Origin of the sequence: Pseudonocardia lacus (genome assembly GCF_018531445.1) — a bacterium.
In the GTDB taxonomy this organism is placed as follows: Bacteria; Actinomycetota; Actinomycetes; order Mycobacteriales; family Pseudonocardiaceae; genus Pseudonocardia; species Pseudonocardia lacus.
Genome location: NZ_JAHDTH010000194.1, coordinates 1 through 16,134 on the forward strand (window position 1 = coordinate 1; position 16,134 = coordinate 16,134).

The 16,134-nt window shown below is 75.4% G+C and carries 15 protein-coding genes; 5 read left to right on the forward strand and 10 right to left on the reverse strand.

From position 1 onward, the window contains the following. On the reverse strand, positions 1-552 hold a 552-nt coding region (locus tag KIK08_RS30585; protein ID WP_214406781.1), incomplete at its 3' end, for an AfsR/SARP family transcriptional regulator. Positions 553-683: 131 nt separating this feature from the next. Here KIK08_RS30585 and KIK08_RS30590 point away from each other — a divergent pair. Further along, a complete protein-coding gene (locus tag KIK08_RS30590) occupies positions 684-1,412 on the forward strand; it encodes a DUF998 domain-containing protein (RefSeq protein WP_214406782.1) in 729 nt (242 codons plus the stop codon). Here KIK08_RS30590 and KIK08_RS30595 read toward each other — a convergent pair. Continuing rightward, positions 1,328-1,897, reverse strand: a complete 570-nt coding sequence (locus KIK08_RS30595; RefSeq protein ID WP_214406783.1) for a TetR/AcrR family transcriptional regulator — start codon at positions 1,895-1,897, stop codon at positions 1,328-1,330. The genes KIK08_RS30590 and KIK08_RS30595 overlap by 85 nt on opposite strands. A gap of 86 nt (positions 1,898-1,983) precedes the next feature. On the opposite strand from KIK08_RS30595, the gene KIK08_RS30600 reads away from it, so the two are divergent. Further along, complete coding sequence (locus KIK08_RS30600; RefSeq protein ID WP_214406784.1) at positions 1,984-3,237, forward strand: MFS transporter; 1,254 nt, start codon at positions 1,984-1,986, stop codon at positions 3,235-3,237. Positions 3,238-3,243: 6 nt separating this feature from the next. Here KIK08_RS30600 and KIK08_RS30605 read toward each other — a convergent pair whose 3' ends face one another. The 3 genes from KIK08_RS30605 to KIK08_RS30615 all read right to left on the reverse strand — a co-directional run bounded on the left by KIK08_RS30605 (position 3,244) and on the right by KIK08_RS30615 (position 8,078). Continuing rightward, complete coding sequence (locus KIK08_RS30605; protein ID WP_214406785.1) at positions 3,244-4,890, reverse strand: ATP-binding protein; 1,647 nt, start codon at positions 4,888-4,890, stop codon at positions 3,244-3,246. Beyond that, positions 4,887-5,600 carry a response regulator transcription factor gene (locus tag KIK08_RS30610; protein ID WP_214406786.1) on the reverse strand — a complete coding sequence of 238 codons (714 nt, stop codon included), beginning with the start codon at positions 5,598-5,600 and terminating at the stop codon, positions 4,887-4,889. Before KIK08_RS30610 ends, KIK08_RS30605 begins: the two co-directional genes overlap by 4 nt. Positions 5,601-6,116: 516 nt before the next feature. Continuing rightward, positions 6,117-8,078, reverse strand: a complete 1,962-nt coding sequence (locus KIK08_RS30615) for an acetoacetate--CoA ligase (RefSeq protein WP_214406787.1) — start codon at positions 8,076-8,078, stop codon at positions 6,117-6,119. A gap of 139 nt (positions 8,079-8,217) precedes the next feature. On the opposite strand from KIK08_RS30615, the gene KIK08_RS30620 reads away from it, so the two are divergent. Next, entirely contained in the window at positions 8,218-9,207 is a 990-nt protein-coding gene (locus tag KIK08_RS30620; protein ID WP_214406788.1) for an LLM class flavin-dependent oxidoreductase, read from the forward strand. On the opposite strand, the gene KIK08_RS30625 is transcribed toward KIK08_RS30620, so the two are convergent. After that, positions 9,194-9,565 carry a hypothetical protein gene (locus KIK08_RS30625; protein ID WP_214406789.1) on the reverse strand — a complete coding sequence of 124 codons (372 nt, stop codon included), beginning with the start codon at positions 9,563-9,565 and terminating at the stop codon, positions 9,194-9,196. The genes KIK08_RS30620 and KIK08_RS30625 overlap by 14 nt on opposite strands. A gap of 223 nt (positions 9,566-9,788) precedes the next feature. Here KIK08_RS30625 and KIK08_RS30630 point away from each other — a divergent pair, with 223 nt between their 5' ends. After that, positions 9,789-11,555 carry a monocarboxylic acid transporter gene (locus KIK08_RS30630; RefSeq protein WP_214406790.1) on the forward strand — a complete coding sequence of 589 codons (1,767 nt, stop codon included), beginning with the start codon at positions 9,789-9,791 and terminating at the stop codon, positions 11,553-11,555. 19 nt (positions 11,556-11,574) lie between these two features. Here KIK08_RS30630 and KIK08_RS30635 read toward each other — a convergent pair whose 3' ends face one another. After that, positions 11,575-11,754: a hypothetical protein gene (locus tag KIK08_RS30635; protein ID WP_214406791.1), complete on the reverse strand. Its 180-nt coding sequence runs from the start codon at positions 11,752-11,754 to the stop codon at positions 11,575-11,577. Between the two features lie 120 nt (positions 11,755-11,874). Here KIK08_RS30635 and KIK08_RS30640 point away from each other — a divergent pair, with 120 nt between their 5' ends. Beyond that, complete coding sequence (locus KIK08_RS30640) at positions 11,875-12,345, forward strand: pyridoxamine 5'-phosphate oxidase family protein (protein WP_214406792.1); 471 nt, start codon at positions 11,875-11,877, stop codon at positions 12,343-12,345. A gap of 39 nt (positions 12,346-12,384) precedes the next feature. Here KIK08_RS30640 and KIK08_RS30645 read toward each other — a convergent pair whose 3' ends face one another. The 3 genes from KIK08_RS30645 to KIK08_RS30655 form a co-directional block, all read right to left on the reverse strand. Next, a complete protein-coding gene (locus KIK08_RS30645) occupies positions 12,385-13,179 on the reverse strand; it encodes an SDR family NAD(P)-dependent oxidoreductase (protein ID WP_214406793.1) in 795 nt (264 codons plus the stop codon). Then, positions 13,179-14,006, reverse strand: a complete 828-nt coding sequence (locus KIK08_RS30650) for an alpha/beta hydrolase (RefSeq protein ID WP_308257996.1) — start codon at positions 14,004-14,006, stop codon at positions 13,179-13,181. The genes KIK08_RS30645 and KIK08_RS30650 overlap by 1 nt, the downstream gene beginning before the upstream one ends. A gap of 40 nt (positions 14,007-14,046) precedes the next feature. Continuing rightward, on the reverse strand, positions 14,047-16,134 hold a 2,088-nt coding region (locus KIK08_RS30655), incomplete at its 5' end, for a helix-turn-helix domain-containing protein (RefSeq protein WP_214406794.1).

Below are 16,134 nucleotides of genomic sequence, written 5' to 3' on the forward strand. Positions count from 1 at the left end.
CGCGGCCGGCTCGGCCCGACCCAGCGCCAGCTCGGCGACGGCCAGGTCGACCACCGCCTCCATCGACCCGTGCGCCAGCCGGGTCGCGGCGGCTGGCGCGACCACGGCGACGACCGGGGGCTCGGCGCCGGGGCGGTCGCCCCACAGCGCCACGGCCTCGGCGAGCGCCGCGACCGCCGCCTGCGGGTCGCCCGCGCGCAGCGCCTCCCGACCGGCCGCGGTGAGCCGTTCGAAGCGCAGCGCGTCGACCTCGGCCGCGACCAACCGGTAGCCGCCGGCGACCCGCTCCACCGCGCTGTCAGCGCCGGCCGAGCTGAGGGTGCGGCGCAGCCGCGAGACCAGGGTCTGCAGCGCGCCGACGGGTCCGGGCGGCGGCTCTTCGGCCCAGATCGCCTCGACCAGCACCGCCGGCTCGACCGGACGGCCATCGGCGAGCGCCAACCGCACGAGCAGCCCCCGCAGCCGGTCGCCGGCCACGGGCAGGACGATGTCGTCGCGCGACACCCGGAACGCGCCGAGCAGCGTGACGCGCAGCCGCGCATCCCCGTCCATGCCCTCGATCCTCACGCGTCGCCCTCGGCGGCCGCCCACCAGGGCGCCGTGCCAGCGCCGTAACAGCGCCGTGTGAGCGGCCCACCCCAGCCTTCCCGGGTCCCGCACCACCGGCCCACAGGGAGGAACCCATGAACGACACCCGTCGCCGTCGCACCGCTGGAGCGACGCTGATCGCCAGCGGCGCCATCTACTTCACCGCGGAGTTCGTCGCCGCGGCGGCGTGGTCGGACCCGCCCTACAGCTACACCCACCACTTCATCAGCGACCTCGGGGTGCACGGCCCCGCGACCGCGTTCGGGCAGTTCATGTACTCGCCGCTGGCGTGGGTGATGAACACCGGACTGTTCCTGTACGGGCTCACCGCGCTGGCCGGCGTGCTCGCGCTGGAAGAGCCGCGGGGCAGGCGCCGCTGGCCGGTGATCGCCACGGCGACCCTGCTGGCGATCGGCAGCGCACTGGTCGCGCTCCACCCGGGATCCGGCGACGAGAGCACGGCCGACCTGCACGGGCTGGGCGCGCTCGCGGCGTTCCTGTCCGGCAACGCGCTCGTCATCCTCCTCGGCCGGGCGCACGGGCCGCTCGGGATCTCCCGACGGCTGGGGCGGACCCTCGTGGGCCTCGGCGTCCTCGGGCTGGCCTCGATTGGCGGGTTCGCGGCCGTGCTCGCCTCGGACGCCGGCATCCTCATCGGCCTCGTCGAGCGCGGCATCCTCTACCCGTTCCTGGTCGGGCTGGTCGCCCTGGGCGCGGCGCTGCGCGGGCGCCGCGCCCCTCAGCCCGGACCGGGCAGCAGCAGCTCGACCAGGCCGCGGGCCCAGTCCGCGTCGCCGGGGGCGTCCAGGAACACCGCGCGGTAGTAGAGCGGGCCGAGCAGCGCGTCGGCGGCGCGCTCGACGGTGGGCACCGGCCCGCCGCGGGCGCGCTCGCGCTCGATCATCGCGGCGAGCTGGTTCTCCCGGTCGCCGCGGCACGCGCAGGCGCCCTGCTGGCCACCGGCGCCGAGGGTGGCGCGCATCAACGCCAGCACGTCGGGGTCGGCCAGGTCGGTGGCGACGTCGGCAGCCCAGCGGCGCAGGTCGCCGCGCAGCGAGCCGGTGTCGGGCACCACGACCTCGCCGGAGAACCGGCTGGTGGCGACGTCGGCGAGCAGCTCGCCGACCGTGCGCCACCGGCGGTAGACCGTCGTCGGGTGCACGCCGGCGCGGGCGGCGACGGCCGGGACGGTCAGGCCGTCGGCCGGGGTCTCGGCGACCAGCTCGGCGACGGCGCGGTGCACGGCGGCGCGCACCCGTGCCGAGCGGCCGCCGGGCCGGGTCGCCAGTGCCGGTACGGGCGCGGTCATGCGGCGAGTATCGCACTGATCACTGCGTCAGCTAACGCAGTGATGTTTGCGATCGTGTTACCGTCCGGCGGGACGCAGGGGGTGGCATGGCGGAAGCGAGCGGGGCGGCCGGAGTCGGGACCGAACCGCGGGCGGCGGGTGGCCCGACGGGCGCCGGCTCGTCGCGGCACTTCGTCGCGGTGGCCGCGATCATCGTGCTGTTCCTGGCCACGGCCAGCGCGCCGTCCCCGATCTACGTTGTCTACCAGCGGCTGTGGGGCTTCTCCTCCGGAGTGCTCACCGTCGTCTTCGCGGTGTACGTGGTCGGCCTGCTCGGCTCGCTGCTGGTGGTCGGGGCCCTGTCCGACCACGTGGGCAGGCGCCCGGTGCTCGGCGCGGCCATCGCGTTGCAGATCGTCGCGCTGGCGCTGTTCGTGCTCGCCGGCGACGTCGTCGTGCTCTCGGCCGCCCGGTTCCTGCAGGGCGTCGCCACCGGCGCCGCGATCACCACGCTCTCGGCGGCCCTGGTCGACCTGGAACCGCCGAGGGCGCCGGGCCGTGCCGGCGTGGTCAACTCGGTGGCACCGGTCGGCGGCCTGGCGGTGGGCGCGCTGGGCAGCGGGGCCCTCGTGGAGTTCGCGCCGTGGCCCACCCGGCTCGTCTACGTCGTGCTGCTGGTCGGGTCGGTGCTCGCGGCGGTCGCCGTGGCCGCGATGCCCGAACCCACCACGCGCCGGCCCGGGGCGCTGGCCTCGCTGCGCCCGCGCGTCGGGGTCCCGGCCCGGCTGCGCGCGGACGTCCTGGCCGTCACCCCGATCCTGATCGCCCTGTGGGCGCTCAGCGGGCTCTACCTCGCCCTCGGGCCGTCGGTGGTGGCGGAGGTCTTCGGCCTGCGCAACCACCTGGTCGGCGGGCTGGTCGTCTCGGTGCTGTGCGCCACCGGCGCGCTGACGTCGTTCCTGCTGCGCCACCGGTCGGCGCCGGGGATGCTCGTGCCCGCGGCCGTCTCGCTCGGCCTCGGCACCCTGATCACGCTCGTCGGGGTCACCAGCGGCAACGCCGTCGTGGCCGTGGTCGGGACCGCGGTGGCCGGGCTCGGCTTCGGCGCGGGCTCGCTGGCCACCTTCGGCACGTTCGCCCGCATCGCCGCCCCGCACGAGCGGGGCGCGCTGTTCGCGGTGGTCTACGTGATCGCCTACCTGGCCTTCAGCGTCCCCGCCGTGGCCGCCGGTTTCGCGACCTCCGCGGTCGGGCTGCGCGCCACCGCCGAGGTCTACGCGATCGCCGTCATCGCCCTGACGGTCGTCGCGCTGGTGCTGCGGCTGGCGCTGCGCCGGCGCACCGTCAGCCCGGACCGCTGAGTCGGCTCACGCCAGGGGCAGGGCGACCGTCACCGTGGTGCCCGCGCCGACCTCGCTGCGCACGTCCAGGGTGCCGCCCATCGCCTCGGTGAGCCCGCGGGCCAGCGGCAGCCCCAGCCCGACGCCCTCGTCGCGGTCGGCGCCCAGCCGGTCGAAGGGGGTGAAGAGGCGGTCGAGGTGCTCCGCGGCGATGCCCGGGCCGGTGTCGCGCACGGTGATCCTCGCCCGCTGCCCCCGCGCGGCCCAGCCGACGACGACGGTGCCGTCCGGGCGGTTGTAGCGGATCGCGTTGGCCACCAGGTTCAACAGCACCTGCCGGACCCGGCGCTCGTCGGCGCGCACGCGGACCGGCGCCGCCGGGGCCGCGGCGCGCAGCGGGACCCGCTCGGCGGTGGCCAGCGGCTCCAGCATCGCGAGCACGTCGGCCACGACCGGTTCCAGCACGACGTCGGCGGGGGTGAGCGGCAGCGCGTTCGCCTCGATCCGCGCCACGTCGAGCACGTCGTTCACCATGGCGAGGATGTGGTCGGCGGCCGCGTCGATGTGGCCCAGCGCCGCCGCCCTGCGGTCGCCGTCGAGGTCCAGCGTGGCGAGCAGCTCGGTGAAGCCGGTGATCGCCTGCAGCGGGGTGCGCAGCTCGTGGGCCAGCGCGGACAGGAAGTCCGACTTCGCCCGGTTGCTGGCCTCGGCGGCGCACTGGGCCAGCTCGGCCTCCCGGCGCCTGCGCCGCTCGCGCTCCGCCGCCCGCCGGCCGGTGATGTCCAGGACGTTCACCGACAGCGCCCGGGGCGCGCCACCGGCGCCCCGGATCGGCGAGACCGCCACGGCGAGGTCGAGGACGCGGCCGTCGGGCGTGGTGGCCGCGGCTTCGTACTGTGCGGCGTCGTACTGTGCGGCGTCGTACCGATCGGTCTCGGGTCCTGACCCCCGGGTGAACAGCTCGTCGAGCCGGCTGCCGATCAGCTCGAACTCGGAGCGGCCCAGCAGCGTGCGCATGGCCCGGTTGACCCGGGTGACCCCGCCGTCCAGCGCGGCCAGCGCCATGCCGACGGCGTTGTCCTCGAAGGCCCGTCGGAACCGCTCCTCGCTCTCGGTCAGCGCGCCCAGCAGGCCGTCGTGGTCGATCGCCACCGACGCCAGGTGCGTCAGCCGCTGCACCAGGTGCTCCTCGCGCGGCGTGGGCCGGTGCGGGCTGAGGTGGTAGACGGCGAACGTGCCGGTGACGCCGTCGCGCCCGCGGATCGGGGTCGACCAGCAGGCCCGCAGGCCGAAGCGCTCGGCCAGCGGCAGGTAGCGCTGCCAGCGCGCGTCCTCGCGGATGTCCGCGGCGACCACCGCCCGGCCCGTGTACGCCGCGGTGCCGCAGGACCCGGCGTCGGCGCCGATGGGCAGCCCGTCGATCCCGGCGGAGTACTCCGCGGGCAGCGAGGGCGCCGCGCCGTGGTGCAGGGTCGCGGTGCGGGGGTCCAGCAGCAGCACCGAGCAGCGGCAGCCGGGGACCAGGTCCTCCAGCGTCGTGGCGATGCCGGTGAGCACGCCCGACAGCGCCCCGCCGGTGGCGATCTGTTCGAGGATCCCGGTCTGGCGGGCCAGCAGGGCCACGGCGTCGGCGTGGTCCAGGCCGGGGTCGAGGCCCGGGTCGAGCGCGGTCACGGTTCGAGCCGGTAGCCGACGCCGCGCACGGTGACCAGGAACCGGCCCGCCAGCTTGTGGCGCAGCCGGTGCACGTGCTCGGTGACCGTGGCCTCGCTCTGCCAGCGCGACGAGCTGGACCAGACCTGCTCCAGCAGCTGCGCGCGGGTGAACACCTGGCGCGGGTGCCCGGCGAGGAAGGCCAGCAGGTCGAACTCGCGGGCGGTGAGCTCCACCGGCTCGCCGTCCAGCTCGACCTCGCGGGTCGACGGGTCGATGTGCAGCCCGGAGCGCGGCGGGGCGACCGGCGGCGCGGCGACGGGACGTCCGCCGCTGCGGCGCAGGACCGACCGGACGCGGGCCGCCAGCTCGCCCGGCGAGAACGGCTTGACCAGGTAGTCGTCGGCGCCCAGGTCCAGCCCGAGGATGCGGTCGCCCTCCCCGCTGCGCCCGGACAGGACGACGACGGGGGTCCGGTCGCCCCCCTCGCGGAGCCGTCGCAGCAGGTCGAGCCCGCCGGGCCCGGGCAGCGACAGGTCCAGGACGACGAGGTCGGGCCGGTGCTCGACGATGCCCTGCCAGGCGGCGTTGCCGTCCGCCGCCTCGCGCACGACGTACCCCTCGGACTCCAGCTGCCAGGCGACCACCGTGCGGACGCGGCTGTCGTCGTCGACCACCAGCAGCGACGCCTGCCCGGTGCCCGACGGCCCGACTGCCGTGCTGGGTGCCATGGGTGCTCCTGCCCGCCGGTGCGGCCCCGCTGCCGCCGGGGCCGCCGCGGCCGGCCCACGCCGCGACCGTACCGGTCATCCGGCCCGACGCCGCGGAGGAAACGTGGTCATCCCCCACTTGGGAGCAGGCCCCTGACCTCCTCGTGTCCGCCTGGAGGGCTGATAGCAGGGTGGGCGGAGCGTCGCAGACCTGGGTGAGCCCTCGCAGCACGCCGGCGGCCTGCAACGACCCAGCGCGCCCTGCGACCACCAGCCCGCGCTGCGACCAGGGCCGCCTTCGCGGACGCGGCCGACTGGCTGGCACCGGGTCGCCGCAGGGGCGGGCGGAGCCTCGCAGACCTGGACGAGCCCTCGCAGCACGCCGGCGGGCTGCGACAACTCAGGGCGGGCTGCGACGACCCGGCGCGAGCTGCGACCACCAGCCCGTCCTGCGACGACCAGCCCGTCCTGCGAGGACCAGCCTGCGCTGCGACGACGGGCCCGTGCACCGACGAGTCGGGGCGGGCTGCGAGGGCCTCAGCCCGCCGAACCCGACCGGGCGGCCGCGAACCGGGCGTACCAGCGCAGCGCGTCGGGGTCGTCGACGGAGGCGACGTTGGCCGCCTTCTCCAGCGGCGTCCCGCGCAGCAGCTTCTTGACCGGGACCTCCAGCCGCTTGCCGCTCAGCGTGTGCGGCACCGCGGGCGCCTCGACGATCTCGTCGGGGACGTGGCGGGCGGTGAGCCGCGTGCGCAGCGTGGTGACGATCGTGCGCTTGAGCTCGTCGTCGAGCGCCCGCCCCGGCGCCGGGACGACGAACAGGCCCAGCCAGTAGCCGTCGTCGGGCTGCTCCACGCCGACCACCAGCGTCTCGGCGATCCCCGGCAGGGTCTCCAGCACGTCGTAGAAGTCGCTGCTGCCCAGCCGCACGCCCTGCCGGTTCAGCGTCGAGTCCGAGCGGCCGTGGATGGAGACGCTGCCGTCGGCGTGCATCGTCACCCAGTCGCCGTGGCGCCAGACGCCGGGCCAGGTGTCGAAGTAGGACTCCGTGTAGCGGGTGAAGTCCGGGTCGTTCCACAGCCGCACCGGCATCGACGGCATCGGCTGGGTGACGACGAGGTCGCCCACCTCGTCGACGACCGGGTTCCCGTCCTCGTCCCAGGCCGCGCAGTCGACGCCGGCCAGCCGGCCGCCGATGCGACCGGCCCGCACCGGGGCGTACTCGTTGCCGCCGACGAACGCGCCGGACACGTCGGTGCCCCCGCTGGTCGAGTCCACCCGCAGGTCCGGGCCGACGTGCTCGAGCAGCCAGTGGTAGCCGGCCGGGGGCAGCGCCGAGCCGCTGACCAGCACGTGCCGCAGCCGGCTCAGGTCGTGCTCGGCGCGCGGTGAGACACCGGTGTTCGCCGTGGCGGTCACCACGGCGGCGCCGAGCAGCAGGACGTCGGCCCCGGTGCGCGCGGCCACCTCGAAGACCGCACCCGCCGGGTGGCCCGGACTGCCCTCGTAGAGCACCAGGCTCGCGCCCTGGGTGAGCGCGCCCAGCTGCATGTTCCACAGCGCCCAGCCGGTCGAGGTGAAGGCGAAGATCCGCTCGCCGGCGCGCAGCCCGCAGTACAGGCCGGACCACTTCAGGCCCTCCAGCGCGATCCCGCCGTGCCCGTGCACCAGGCCCTTGGGCAGCCCGGTGGTGCCCGAGGTGAACAGCACCCACAGCGGGTGGGAGAACTCGACCTGCTCGAACTCCGGCGCGGCCCCGACCGACAGCAGCTCGTCCCACGGCGTGGTGCCCTCGGGGTGCGGCCGGTCGAACACGTAGGGCACGTGCACGACGTGGCGCAGCGTCGGGAGCTGCTCGCGCAGCTGCGCGACGACGGCGCCGCGGTCGATCTCCTTGCCGTTCCAGTGGTAGCCGTCGGTGGCGATGAGCACGTCCGGTTCGAGCTGTGCGAGGCGCCCGACGGTGCCGTCGGCGCCGAAGTCCGGCGAGCAGCACGCCCACACCGCGCCGACCGCGGCGGCGGCCAGGCAGCCGATCACCGCGTGCTCGGTGTTGGGCAGGTAGGCGCCGACCCGGTCGCCCGGGCGCACGCCGGCCCGGCGCAGCCACCCGGCGGCCGCGGCCACCGACCGGCGCAGCTCGCCGAAGGTGATCTCCCGGGCCGGTCGGCCGCCCTCCTGGACGCACAGCAGCGCGGGGTCGTCGTCGGCGCCGTGGCGCAGCGCGTGCTGCGCCCAGTTCAGCCGGGCGCCGGTGAACCAGCGGGTGCGCGGCATCGGGTCGGCGGTGCGCACCCGCGTCCACGGCGCGGAGAAGTCGACCTCGTAGTAGTCCACGACCGAGGTCCAGAAGCGGTCCAGGTCCTCGACCGACCACGCGTGCAACGAGTCGTGGTCGGGGAACGCCCGGCCCTCGCGCTCCTGCAACCAGTCCAGGTACGCACGCAGCGCCGAGTCCCGGATCCGCTCCGGCGTCGGGTTCCAGAGCGTCGCCGTCATGGGAGGGAACATAGGGCCGGGCGGGGGCGGCGGGCACCCGTCGGCGGCGCCGGTTGAGGGAGCGTTGAGATCCGCGTGACACCGGGTTGAGGAGGCCGGAGCACGGTACGGGCCAACGTCCGTGCGAGGAGGCCGACCAGTGAAGCTCGCTCTCTACCTTCCGAACTTCCGCGATGAAGTCACCGTCCGCGAGCTGGAGGACCTGACCGCCCTCGCCGAGGACCTCGACTTCGACTCCGTCTGGACGCTCGACCGGGTCGTCGTGCCGGAGGCCTCCGACCGCGGGGAGCTGCAGTACCCGTTCGGCATGATGGAAGGGCTGCCCAACGGCCTGCCGGTGATCTCGCGGGGCAAGTGGTTCCAGGGCATGACGCTCATCCCCTGGCTGGCCGCGAAGACCACGAAGGTCCGCATCGGCATGAGCATCATCGACACCCCCTACCGGGCCCCTGGCGTGCTCGCCGCCGAGCTGGCCACCCAGGACCACCTCTGCGGCGGTCGGCTCAACGTCGGCATCGGCTCCGGGTGGATGCCGGAGGAGTTCGCCGCCGCCAGCGTCGCGCACCTGTTCCCGCGCCGGCACGCCCACGTGCGCGAGACGATCGAGATCATGCAGGGCATCTGGTCGAACGACCTGTTCGAGTACCACGGCGAGTTCGCCGACTTCCCGCTCAGCGGCTTCGGCCACAAGCCCGTCCAGCAGCCCGGCCCGCCGATCTTCTTCTCCGGCCTGAAGGACCCGAAGCGCTCGGCCAAGCGCATCGCCAGGTACGGCCTGCAGGGCTGGATCGGCATCCAGGACTCCCCCGAGGACATCAGGCGCTGGAAGGGCGAGATGGAGCGCGAGCTCAACGAGCTCGGGCGGACGTTCCCCGACGGGTTCGAGATGTGCTCGATGATCTGGTTCGTCATCACCGACGAGCCGATGGACCAGAGCCCGGCGGGCAAGGTCACCAACCTGCTCGCCGGCAGCGCCCAGCAGATCGAGGACATCCTCAAGCGCTACCGGGACGCCGGCATGACCATGCCGCTGCTGTGGCCCCCGTTCCGGGACGTGCCGACGTCCAAGACCATGGACGACCTCAAGCGGCTGGCCGAGGAGATCATGCCCAAGGTCAACGCCGGCTGACCGACCCGCCGCGCGGGAGCACGTGCGAGGAACGCACCGCGCGCAGGTCGCGCTCGTGGCGCGAGCGCAGCGCACCCAGCACCACCGCGACCGCCGCGTCCAGGTCCACCAGGTCCGGCACCGGCCGCGCGTCGACCCGCGCCCGCCAGTCGGCGAGGTCGGCGAGGACCTCCGCCGACCCGCCGGCGGGCGGCGCGCCGGCCACGAGGGCGTCGAGAGGGAAATCGAGGACGGAATCGAGGAGGTCGGCGTCGACGGCCACGGCGAGCGGGTCCGGCGGGGACGCATCCACCTCGCGGACGCCGACGACCGGCGGCCGCCAGCGGTGGAAGGGGCGCCTGCGTCCCGGCCCGGGCATCACGATCACGCCCACCTGTCGGCGTCGAGGGCCGCCCGTTATCCGGTCGCGCCCACCGCCACGCTTCCGGTGCGTGATCACACCCGAACGCCGGGTGTAGCGCGAGCTGCCCCGACCGGCAGTATCAGTGCGTCTGCACAGCAGAGACGAGTTGCGCCGGCTGGTCGTCGCCAGTGGGGTGAGCCCAGCAGCTCCGCCGCGTTCCCCGATTCGAAGGTGGGCAATGACCCGCGTCCTGTCCCAGTCGCCGGATCCCACCGCCGTCGGTGACCCCACCGTCACCATCATCGCGTTCGCCCTGTTCGTCCTGGCGACCCTCGTCATCGTCACCCGGGCGAGCCGCAGCAACCGCACCGCGTCGGACTACTACGCCGCCGGGCGCGCGTTCACCGGCCCGCAGAACGGGGTGGCCATCGCCGGCGACTACCTCTCCGCGGCGTCGTTCCTGGGCATCGCCGGGGTCATCGCCGTCAACGGCTACGACGGGTTCCTGTACTCGATCGGGTTCCTGGTGGCCTGGCTGGTGGCGCTGCTGCTGGTCGCGGAGCTGCTGCGCAACACCGGCACGTTCACCATGGGCGACGTCCTCAGCTTCCGGATGCGCCAGCGCCCGGTCCGCGCCGCCGCGGCCACCTCGACGCTGGTCGTGTCGTTCTTCTACCTGCTGGCCCAGATGGCCGGCGGTGGCGCGCTGGCCGCGTTCCTGCTGCAGATCCCCAACGACGACCCGCTCGGCCAGTCGATCGCGATCGCGACGGTCGGCCTCATCATGATCGTTTACGTGCTCGTCGGCGGGATGAAGGGCACCACCTGGGTGCAGATCATCAAGGCCGCGATGCTGCTGCTCGGCGCGGGGGTGCTGGCCACCTGGGTGCTGGGGTACTTCGGGTTCGACCTGTCGGCGCTGCTGGGACGGGCGGTCTCGGTCAACGCCGAGGTGCTGCGGCCCGGGGCGGGCGAGGCCACCGCGCTCGGCGAGAAGTTGCTCGTGCCGGGGCTGCAGTACGGCTCGACGACGACGTCGAAGATCGACCTGCTGTCGCTGGGCCTGGCCCTGGTCCTGGGCACCGCCGGGCTGCCGCACATCCTGATGCGCTTCTACACCGTGCCCGACGCCCGCGAGGCCCGCCGCTCGGTGGTCTGGGCGATCTGGCTGATCGGCGTGTTCTACCTGTTCACCCTGATCCTGGGCTACGGGGCGGCGGCGCTGGTGCCCGGCGGGGTGCAGCAGATCGTCGACTCCCCGGGCGGCACGAACTCGGCGGTCCCGCTGCTGGCCTACCACCTGGGCGGCGAGGTCCTGCTCGGGATCATCGGGGCGGTCGCCTTCGCCACCATCCTCGCCGTGGTCGCCGGCCTCACGATCACCGCGTCGGTGACGTTCGCCCACGACGTGTACGCCAACCTGGTCCGCAGGGGGCGGCCGTCGCCGAACCGGGAGGTCCAGATCGCCCGCGCGACCGCGGTGGTCGTGGGCCTGGTCGCCATCGCGGCCGGCGTGCTGGCCCGCAACCAGAACGTGGCGTTCCTGGTCGGGCTGGCGTTCGCGGTGGCCGCCTCGGCCAACCTGCCGACGATCCTCTACTCGCTGTTCTGGCGCCGCTTCAACACCACCGGGGCGCTGTTCAGCATCTACGGCGGCCTGGTGTCGAGCGTGGTCCTGATCGTGCTCTCCCCCGCGGTCTCCGGCCACCCCACCTCGATGATCAAGGGCGCGGACTTCGACGTCTTCCCGCTGAGCAACCCGGGGCTGGTCTCGATCCCGCTGGCGTTCCTGCTCGGCGCCGTCGGCACGGTCGTCGGGTGGCGCGACCCCGGCGAGCGCGAGCGCGCCGCGGCGATGGAGGTCCGCGCGCTCACCGGCATCGGGGCGAGCCGGCCGACGACGCCGCCGCGACCCGAGCCCCACCGCCGGGTCGAGACCGGACCCCGCGCGACCCAGCCGGGGTCGTACTTCGACCCGGCCGGCCACGCGCCGCGGCGCTACTGAGCGCCGGGGACTCCCCCGGTCAGTCCTCCCACTCCGCGTCGCGGCGGTCCTCCCGCTCGGTGCGCTCGCGGGCGAGTTCCAGCGCGCGCGACGCCGTCTCGCGGTCCGGGTAGGGACCGAGCCGGTCCGCGGCCCGGCACCCGTCGACCGGCTCCACCGTCTCGTGGCGCAGGCAGTAGAACCAGGTGCCTTCGCTCATCGTCGTTCCTCTCGTCGGGCCGCTGCGGGCAGCGGAGTACCCGCGAACCGGTGCGCCGCACGCGCGCCGGCGGACGGGACGGGAGCGGCTCCACTCCCCGGCCGGGCCTAACGTAGGCCCATGACCAGCATGCAGACGCCGTCGGTGCCCCCGCGCGACCCCGGGGTCCGCAAGGCGGACGCGCTGGCCGCGCTGGCCACCCCCGCGATCGACGCCTGGGTCGCGACCGCGTCGGCCGCGGGCGGGGCGCACCTGGTCCCGCTGTCGCTGGCCTGGGTGCACGACCGGGTGGTGATCGCGTTGGCGGCCGCCTCGGTCACCGCCGCCAACCTCACCGCGTCCGGCCGGGCCCGCCTGGACGTCGGCCCGACCCGCGACGTCGTCATGATCGACGTCGAGCTCGAACGCGCAGTCGTCGTCGACGATGACGACGAGTTGGCCGCGTCCTACGCGGGTCAGGCGGACTGGGACCCGCGCGGGACGCCGGGCTACGTGTTCCTCGTGCTGCGCCCGGTGCGGGTGCAGGCCTGGCGGGAGGCGAACGAGATCCCCGGCCGCACGCTCATGCGCGGTGGCGCGTGGCTGGCGTGACCGGCCCCGCCGCGGGTGTCGACCGGGGCCGACAGGGCCTCACAGCGTCGTGACCAGGCCGCCGTCGATGACGACGTCGGCACCGGTGACGTTGCCGGCGCGCCCACCGGCGAGCAGGGCGACCAGGTCGGCGACCTCCTCCGGCCGGGTGAACCGGCCGGTGGCCGCCGCCGCGGCCTGCTGGGCCACCACCGAGCCGGCATCGGTGTTCCCGGCCCCGGCCACGCTGCGCGCGACGCCGTGCTCACCCAGCCACAGGTCGGTCTCGACGGGTCCGGGGCTGACGGTGTTGACCCGGATCCCGCGCGGCCCGAACTCCTTGGACAGCGCCTTGCTCAGGTTGGCCAGCGCGCCCTTCGCCGCGCTGTAGTCGATCACGCCGGGATCGGGCAGGAACGCGTTGACCGAGGCCACCGTGACGATCGTGGCCGGGGCGCGGTCGAGCAGGTGCGGGAGCGCCGCGCGGATCGCCCGCACGGCGGGCAGGAAGTTGACGCCCCACGACCAGGCCCAGTCGTCGTCGGTGACGGCCAGGAAGCCGTCGAGCCGGGGGCGCACCGCGCCGACGTTGTTGACCAGCACGTCGAGCCCGCCGAAGGCGCCGACCGCCTCCGCGACGAGTCGGGCGGGCCCGTCGGGCTCGGTGAGGTCGACCCGCACGGGCCGGACCCGGTCGGGGTGCTCGCGTTCGAGCGCGGCCAGCTCGGCGCTGCCGGTGCGGGCCCCGGCGGCCACGCGCCCGCCCTCGGCGACGAGGGCCCGGGTGACGGCCAGGCCGATCCCCCGGCTGGCCCCGGTGACGACGGCGACCTTGCCGCACAGGCCGAGGTCCATCAGAGGCCCTGCTTCGCCAGCCAGGTCAGCACGGTGTCGGCGACCTCGCGCCAGCCGCTGTCGATGGTCAGCGAGTGCGCCCGGTCGGGCAGGTCGATCAGGTCGGTGACCGCCTCGGAGTGGCGGTACTGCTTCAGCGTGGCGCGGGTGACCGACTCGGGCACCGTGTGGTCCTTCCCGCCGGAGATCAGCAGCAGCGGCCCGCGCACCTCGTTCGCGGTGTCGACCTTGGCCGGCGAGTGCGGGTCGAAGTTCGCGGCCGCCGCCTCGAACAGCGGCTTGCCGGGGGCGGGGATGGTCCAGCGCTCGTACAGGGCCCGCGACTCCTGCTCGGTCACCGTGTTGGTGAACGCGAACCGGAACTGCTCGGCGGTCAGTGAGACCGCGCGGTGGCGGTTGGCGGGGTTGCGGAACACCGGCAGCGTCGAGCGCAGCGCCGAGAGCGGCAGCGGCAGCACGCCCTTGATCTGGGCGGCGTCGATGGCGACGGCGGCGAGTGCGCGGTCCTGCCCGAGGAGCTTCTGGGCGATCATGCCGCCGAACGAGTGCCCGACCAGGATCGGCCTGCTCGGCAGCGCGTCGATGAGGGCGGCGAAGTGCGCGACGACGTCGTCGATGCCGTGGTCGGCGATGCCGTCCGGGTTCGCGCGGGAGGCCTCGACGGTGTCCCCGTCGCCCGGCCAGCCGGGGGCCCGCGGCGCGTAGCCGGCCTCCCGGAACAGCGCGATCCACGGGTCCCACGAGCTGGCGTGCAGCCACAGCCCGTGGATGAACAGGACCGGCGTTCCGGTCGGGGCGGGGTTCTCGGCGGGGTTCTCAGCGGTCACGGCGCGAACGCTAGGTGCGGTCGCGCCGCCGTCGCTTGCGTCAGGTGACGGTGCCGTCACCGGTGACCGGGTCGAGCACCGCGCCGAGGTCGCCGCGGGAGCTCACCCCGAGCTTCGGGAAGATCCGGTAGAGGTGCGTGCTGACGGTCCGCCGGGACAGGTAGAGCCGCTCGCCGATCTCCCGGTTCGTCAGCCCGGTCGCGGCCAGCCGGACGATCTGCAGCTCCTGCGGGGTCAGCCGGTCGCCGGCGTCCACGGGGCGGCGGCGGCTGGTCTCGCCGGAGGCCCGCAGCTCCTGGCGGGCCCGGGCGCCCCAGGGCACCAGGCCGAGCGCGTCGAAGGTGTCGCGGGCGGCGCGCAGCAGCGGGCGCGAGTCGGCCGGCCTGCGCCTGCGGCGCAACCAGGACCCGTAGGCCAGCTGCGCGCGACCGCGCGCGAACGGCCAGCCGGCCACGTCGACGAGCAGGCTCTCGAACCGCTCCTCGGCCTCGTGGTCCGCGGCCAGGACGGCGCGGGCGAAGCGCAGCCCGGCCTGCAGCGCCGGCCCCGGGGTCCGCAGCCCTTCCTCCTCCATCTCCGCGACCACCGCGCGGACCTCGTCCTGGCGACCGGCGAACGCCGCGGACTCGCTGACGAAGCAGACCGCCGCGCAGCGGTGGGTGAGGTGGAAGGCCGGGTCGGCCCGGTCGAACAGCCGGCGGAACTCGTCGAAGGCGTCGCCGTAGCGGCAGGCGCCCAGTGCCGACAGCCCCCGGGCGAGCTGCACCGTGGCCAGGACGGGGCGGGCGGCGACCGGGACGGCGGCCCTCTCGGCGGCGGCGGCGAGGCGCTCGACCTCGTCGTCGCGGCCGCGCAGCGCGGCGGTCGCCGCCTCGTAGGCCCGGCCCAGCGCGAGCAGGTTGGGCTGGGAGGTCTCCTCGGCCAGCCGGACCGCCTCGGCGGCGGCCGGCACGGCCGTGCGCAGGTCGCCCAGGTGCACCGCGCTGTTCGCCTGGCCGAGCAGGGCCCGGGCCAGCAGCGCGATCCGGCCCTGGGCGCGCAGCTGCGCGGCCGCGGCGGTGTGCACCGCGAGCGCGACGTCGAACGCGCCGACGGCCATCGCCGCGTTGCCGAGCATCCGGGCCGCGGGGGCGTCGTCGGGCAGCGGCAGCGGCGCCAACCTCTCGACGACCACCGCGCCGCGGTCGATCGGTGCGGCGAACGCCAGCACCGCCAGCAACCGGGGATCGCGCGCGTCGCAGGGCACGGCGTCGGCCGCGGCGGCGACCCGCCGGCGGACGCCGTCGCCCAGCTCGGACCAGAAGCAGCGCTGGGCTGCCGCCCACAGCAGCCGCAGGGCCAGGTCGACCTCGCCGCGGGCGGCCACCTCCTCGGCCATCCCGGCGAGCTGGACCGCGCCGTCGGCCGGGTCGCGGATGCCGTCGTCGAAGGCGTCCTCGATCCAGGTCATCCGGGCCAGCAGCGACACCGTGAGCTCCAGCGGAGCGACCTCCCGCAGGAGGTGCGCCACGGTCTCGCGGCGGCCCAGCTCGGTGGCCAGCTCGGCGGCGCGCAGCAGCCGGGTCGCCCGCGCCGTCGGCTCCGGGGTCAGCCGGGCGGCGCGTTCCAGGGCGTCCACGGCCCCCTCGACCCCGCCCCGGCGCACCGCCCGGGTCGCGGCCGCGTCGAGCCCGGCCGCGATCGCCTCGTCCGGCCCGGAGCTCGCCGCGGCGTGGTGCCAGATGTGGCGGTCGGGGTCGTCGACGAGCGCGTCGGCCAGCGCGGCGTGGGCCTCCCGCAGTCGGGTGGGGCTCGCCGCCTGGCGGATCGCGGAGCGCATCAGCGGGTGCCGGAACTCCAGCCGCCCGTCGGCGACCTCGACCAGGCCCGCCGCCACCGCGGGCTCCAGGTCGTCGGCCGTGACGCCGGCGCCGTGCAGCGCCGTGGCGGCCCGCACGGCTTCGGTGACGCCGCCCCCTTCGTCGAGCGCGGCAACGAGCAGCAGGGCGCCGGTCGCCGCCGGCAGCGCCACGGCCCGCTGCCCGAAGGCGAGCTCCAGCCGGTCGGTCAACGGCAGCCAGCGCGGCGGGTGGGCGCGCGCGTCGGCCCGGCCCAGCGCCACCGGCAGCTCGACCAGGGCGAGCGGGTT

Bases quoted from the DNA above. Each gene is read 5' to 3' on its own strand.
- KIK08_RS30590 (WP_214406782.1), top strand. From the start codon at position 684: ATGAACGACACCCGTCGCCGTCGCACCGCTGGAGCGACGCTGATCGCC.
- KIK08_RS30600 (WP_214406784.1), top strand. From the start codon at position 1,984: ATGGCGGAAGCGAGCGGGGCGGCCGGAGTCGGGACCGAACCGCGGGCG.
- KIK08_RS30630 (WP_214406790.1), top strand. From the start codon at position 9,789: ATGACCCGCGTCCTGTCCCAGTCGCCGGATCCCACCGCCGTCGGTGAC.
- KIK08_RS30640 (WP_214406792.1), top strand. From the start codon at position 11,875: ATGACCAGCATGCAGACGCCGTCGGTGCCCCCGCGCGACCCCGGGGTC.
- KIK08_RS30615 (WP_214406787.1), bottom strand. From the start codon at position 8,078: ATGACGGCGACGCTCTGGAACCCGACGCCGGAGCGGATCCGGGACTCG.
- KIK08_RS30595 (WP_214406783.1), bottom strand. From the start codon at position 1,897: ATGACCGCGCCCGTACCGGCACTGGCGACCCGGCCCGGCGGCCGCTCG.
- KIK08_RS30610 (WP_214406786.1), bottom strand. From the start codon at position 5,600: ATGGCACCCAGCACGGCAGTCGGGCCGTCGGGCACCGGGCAGGCGTCG.
- KIK08_RS30625 (WP_214406789.1), bottom strand. From the start codon at position 9,565: ATGCCCGGGCCGGGACGCAGGCGCCCCTTCCACCGCTGGCGGCCGCCG.
- KIK08_RS30645 (WP_214406793.1), bottom strand. From the start codon at position 13,179: ATGGACCTCGGCCTGTGCGGCAAGGTCGCCGTCGTCACCGGGGCCAGC.
- KIK08_RS30635 (WP_214406791.1), bottom strand. From the start codon at position 11,754: ATGAGCGAAGGCACCTGGTTCTACTGCCTGCGCCACGAGACGGTGGAG.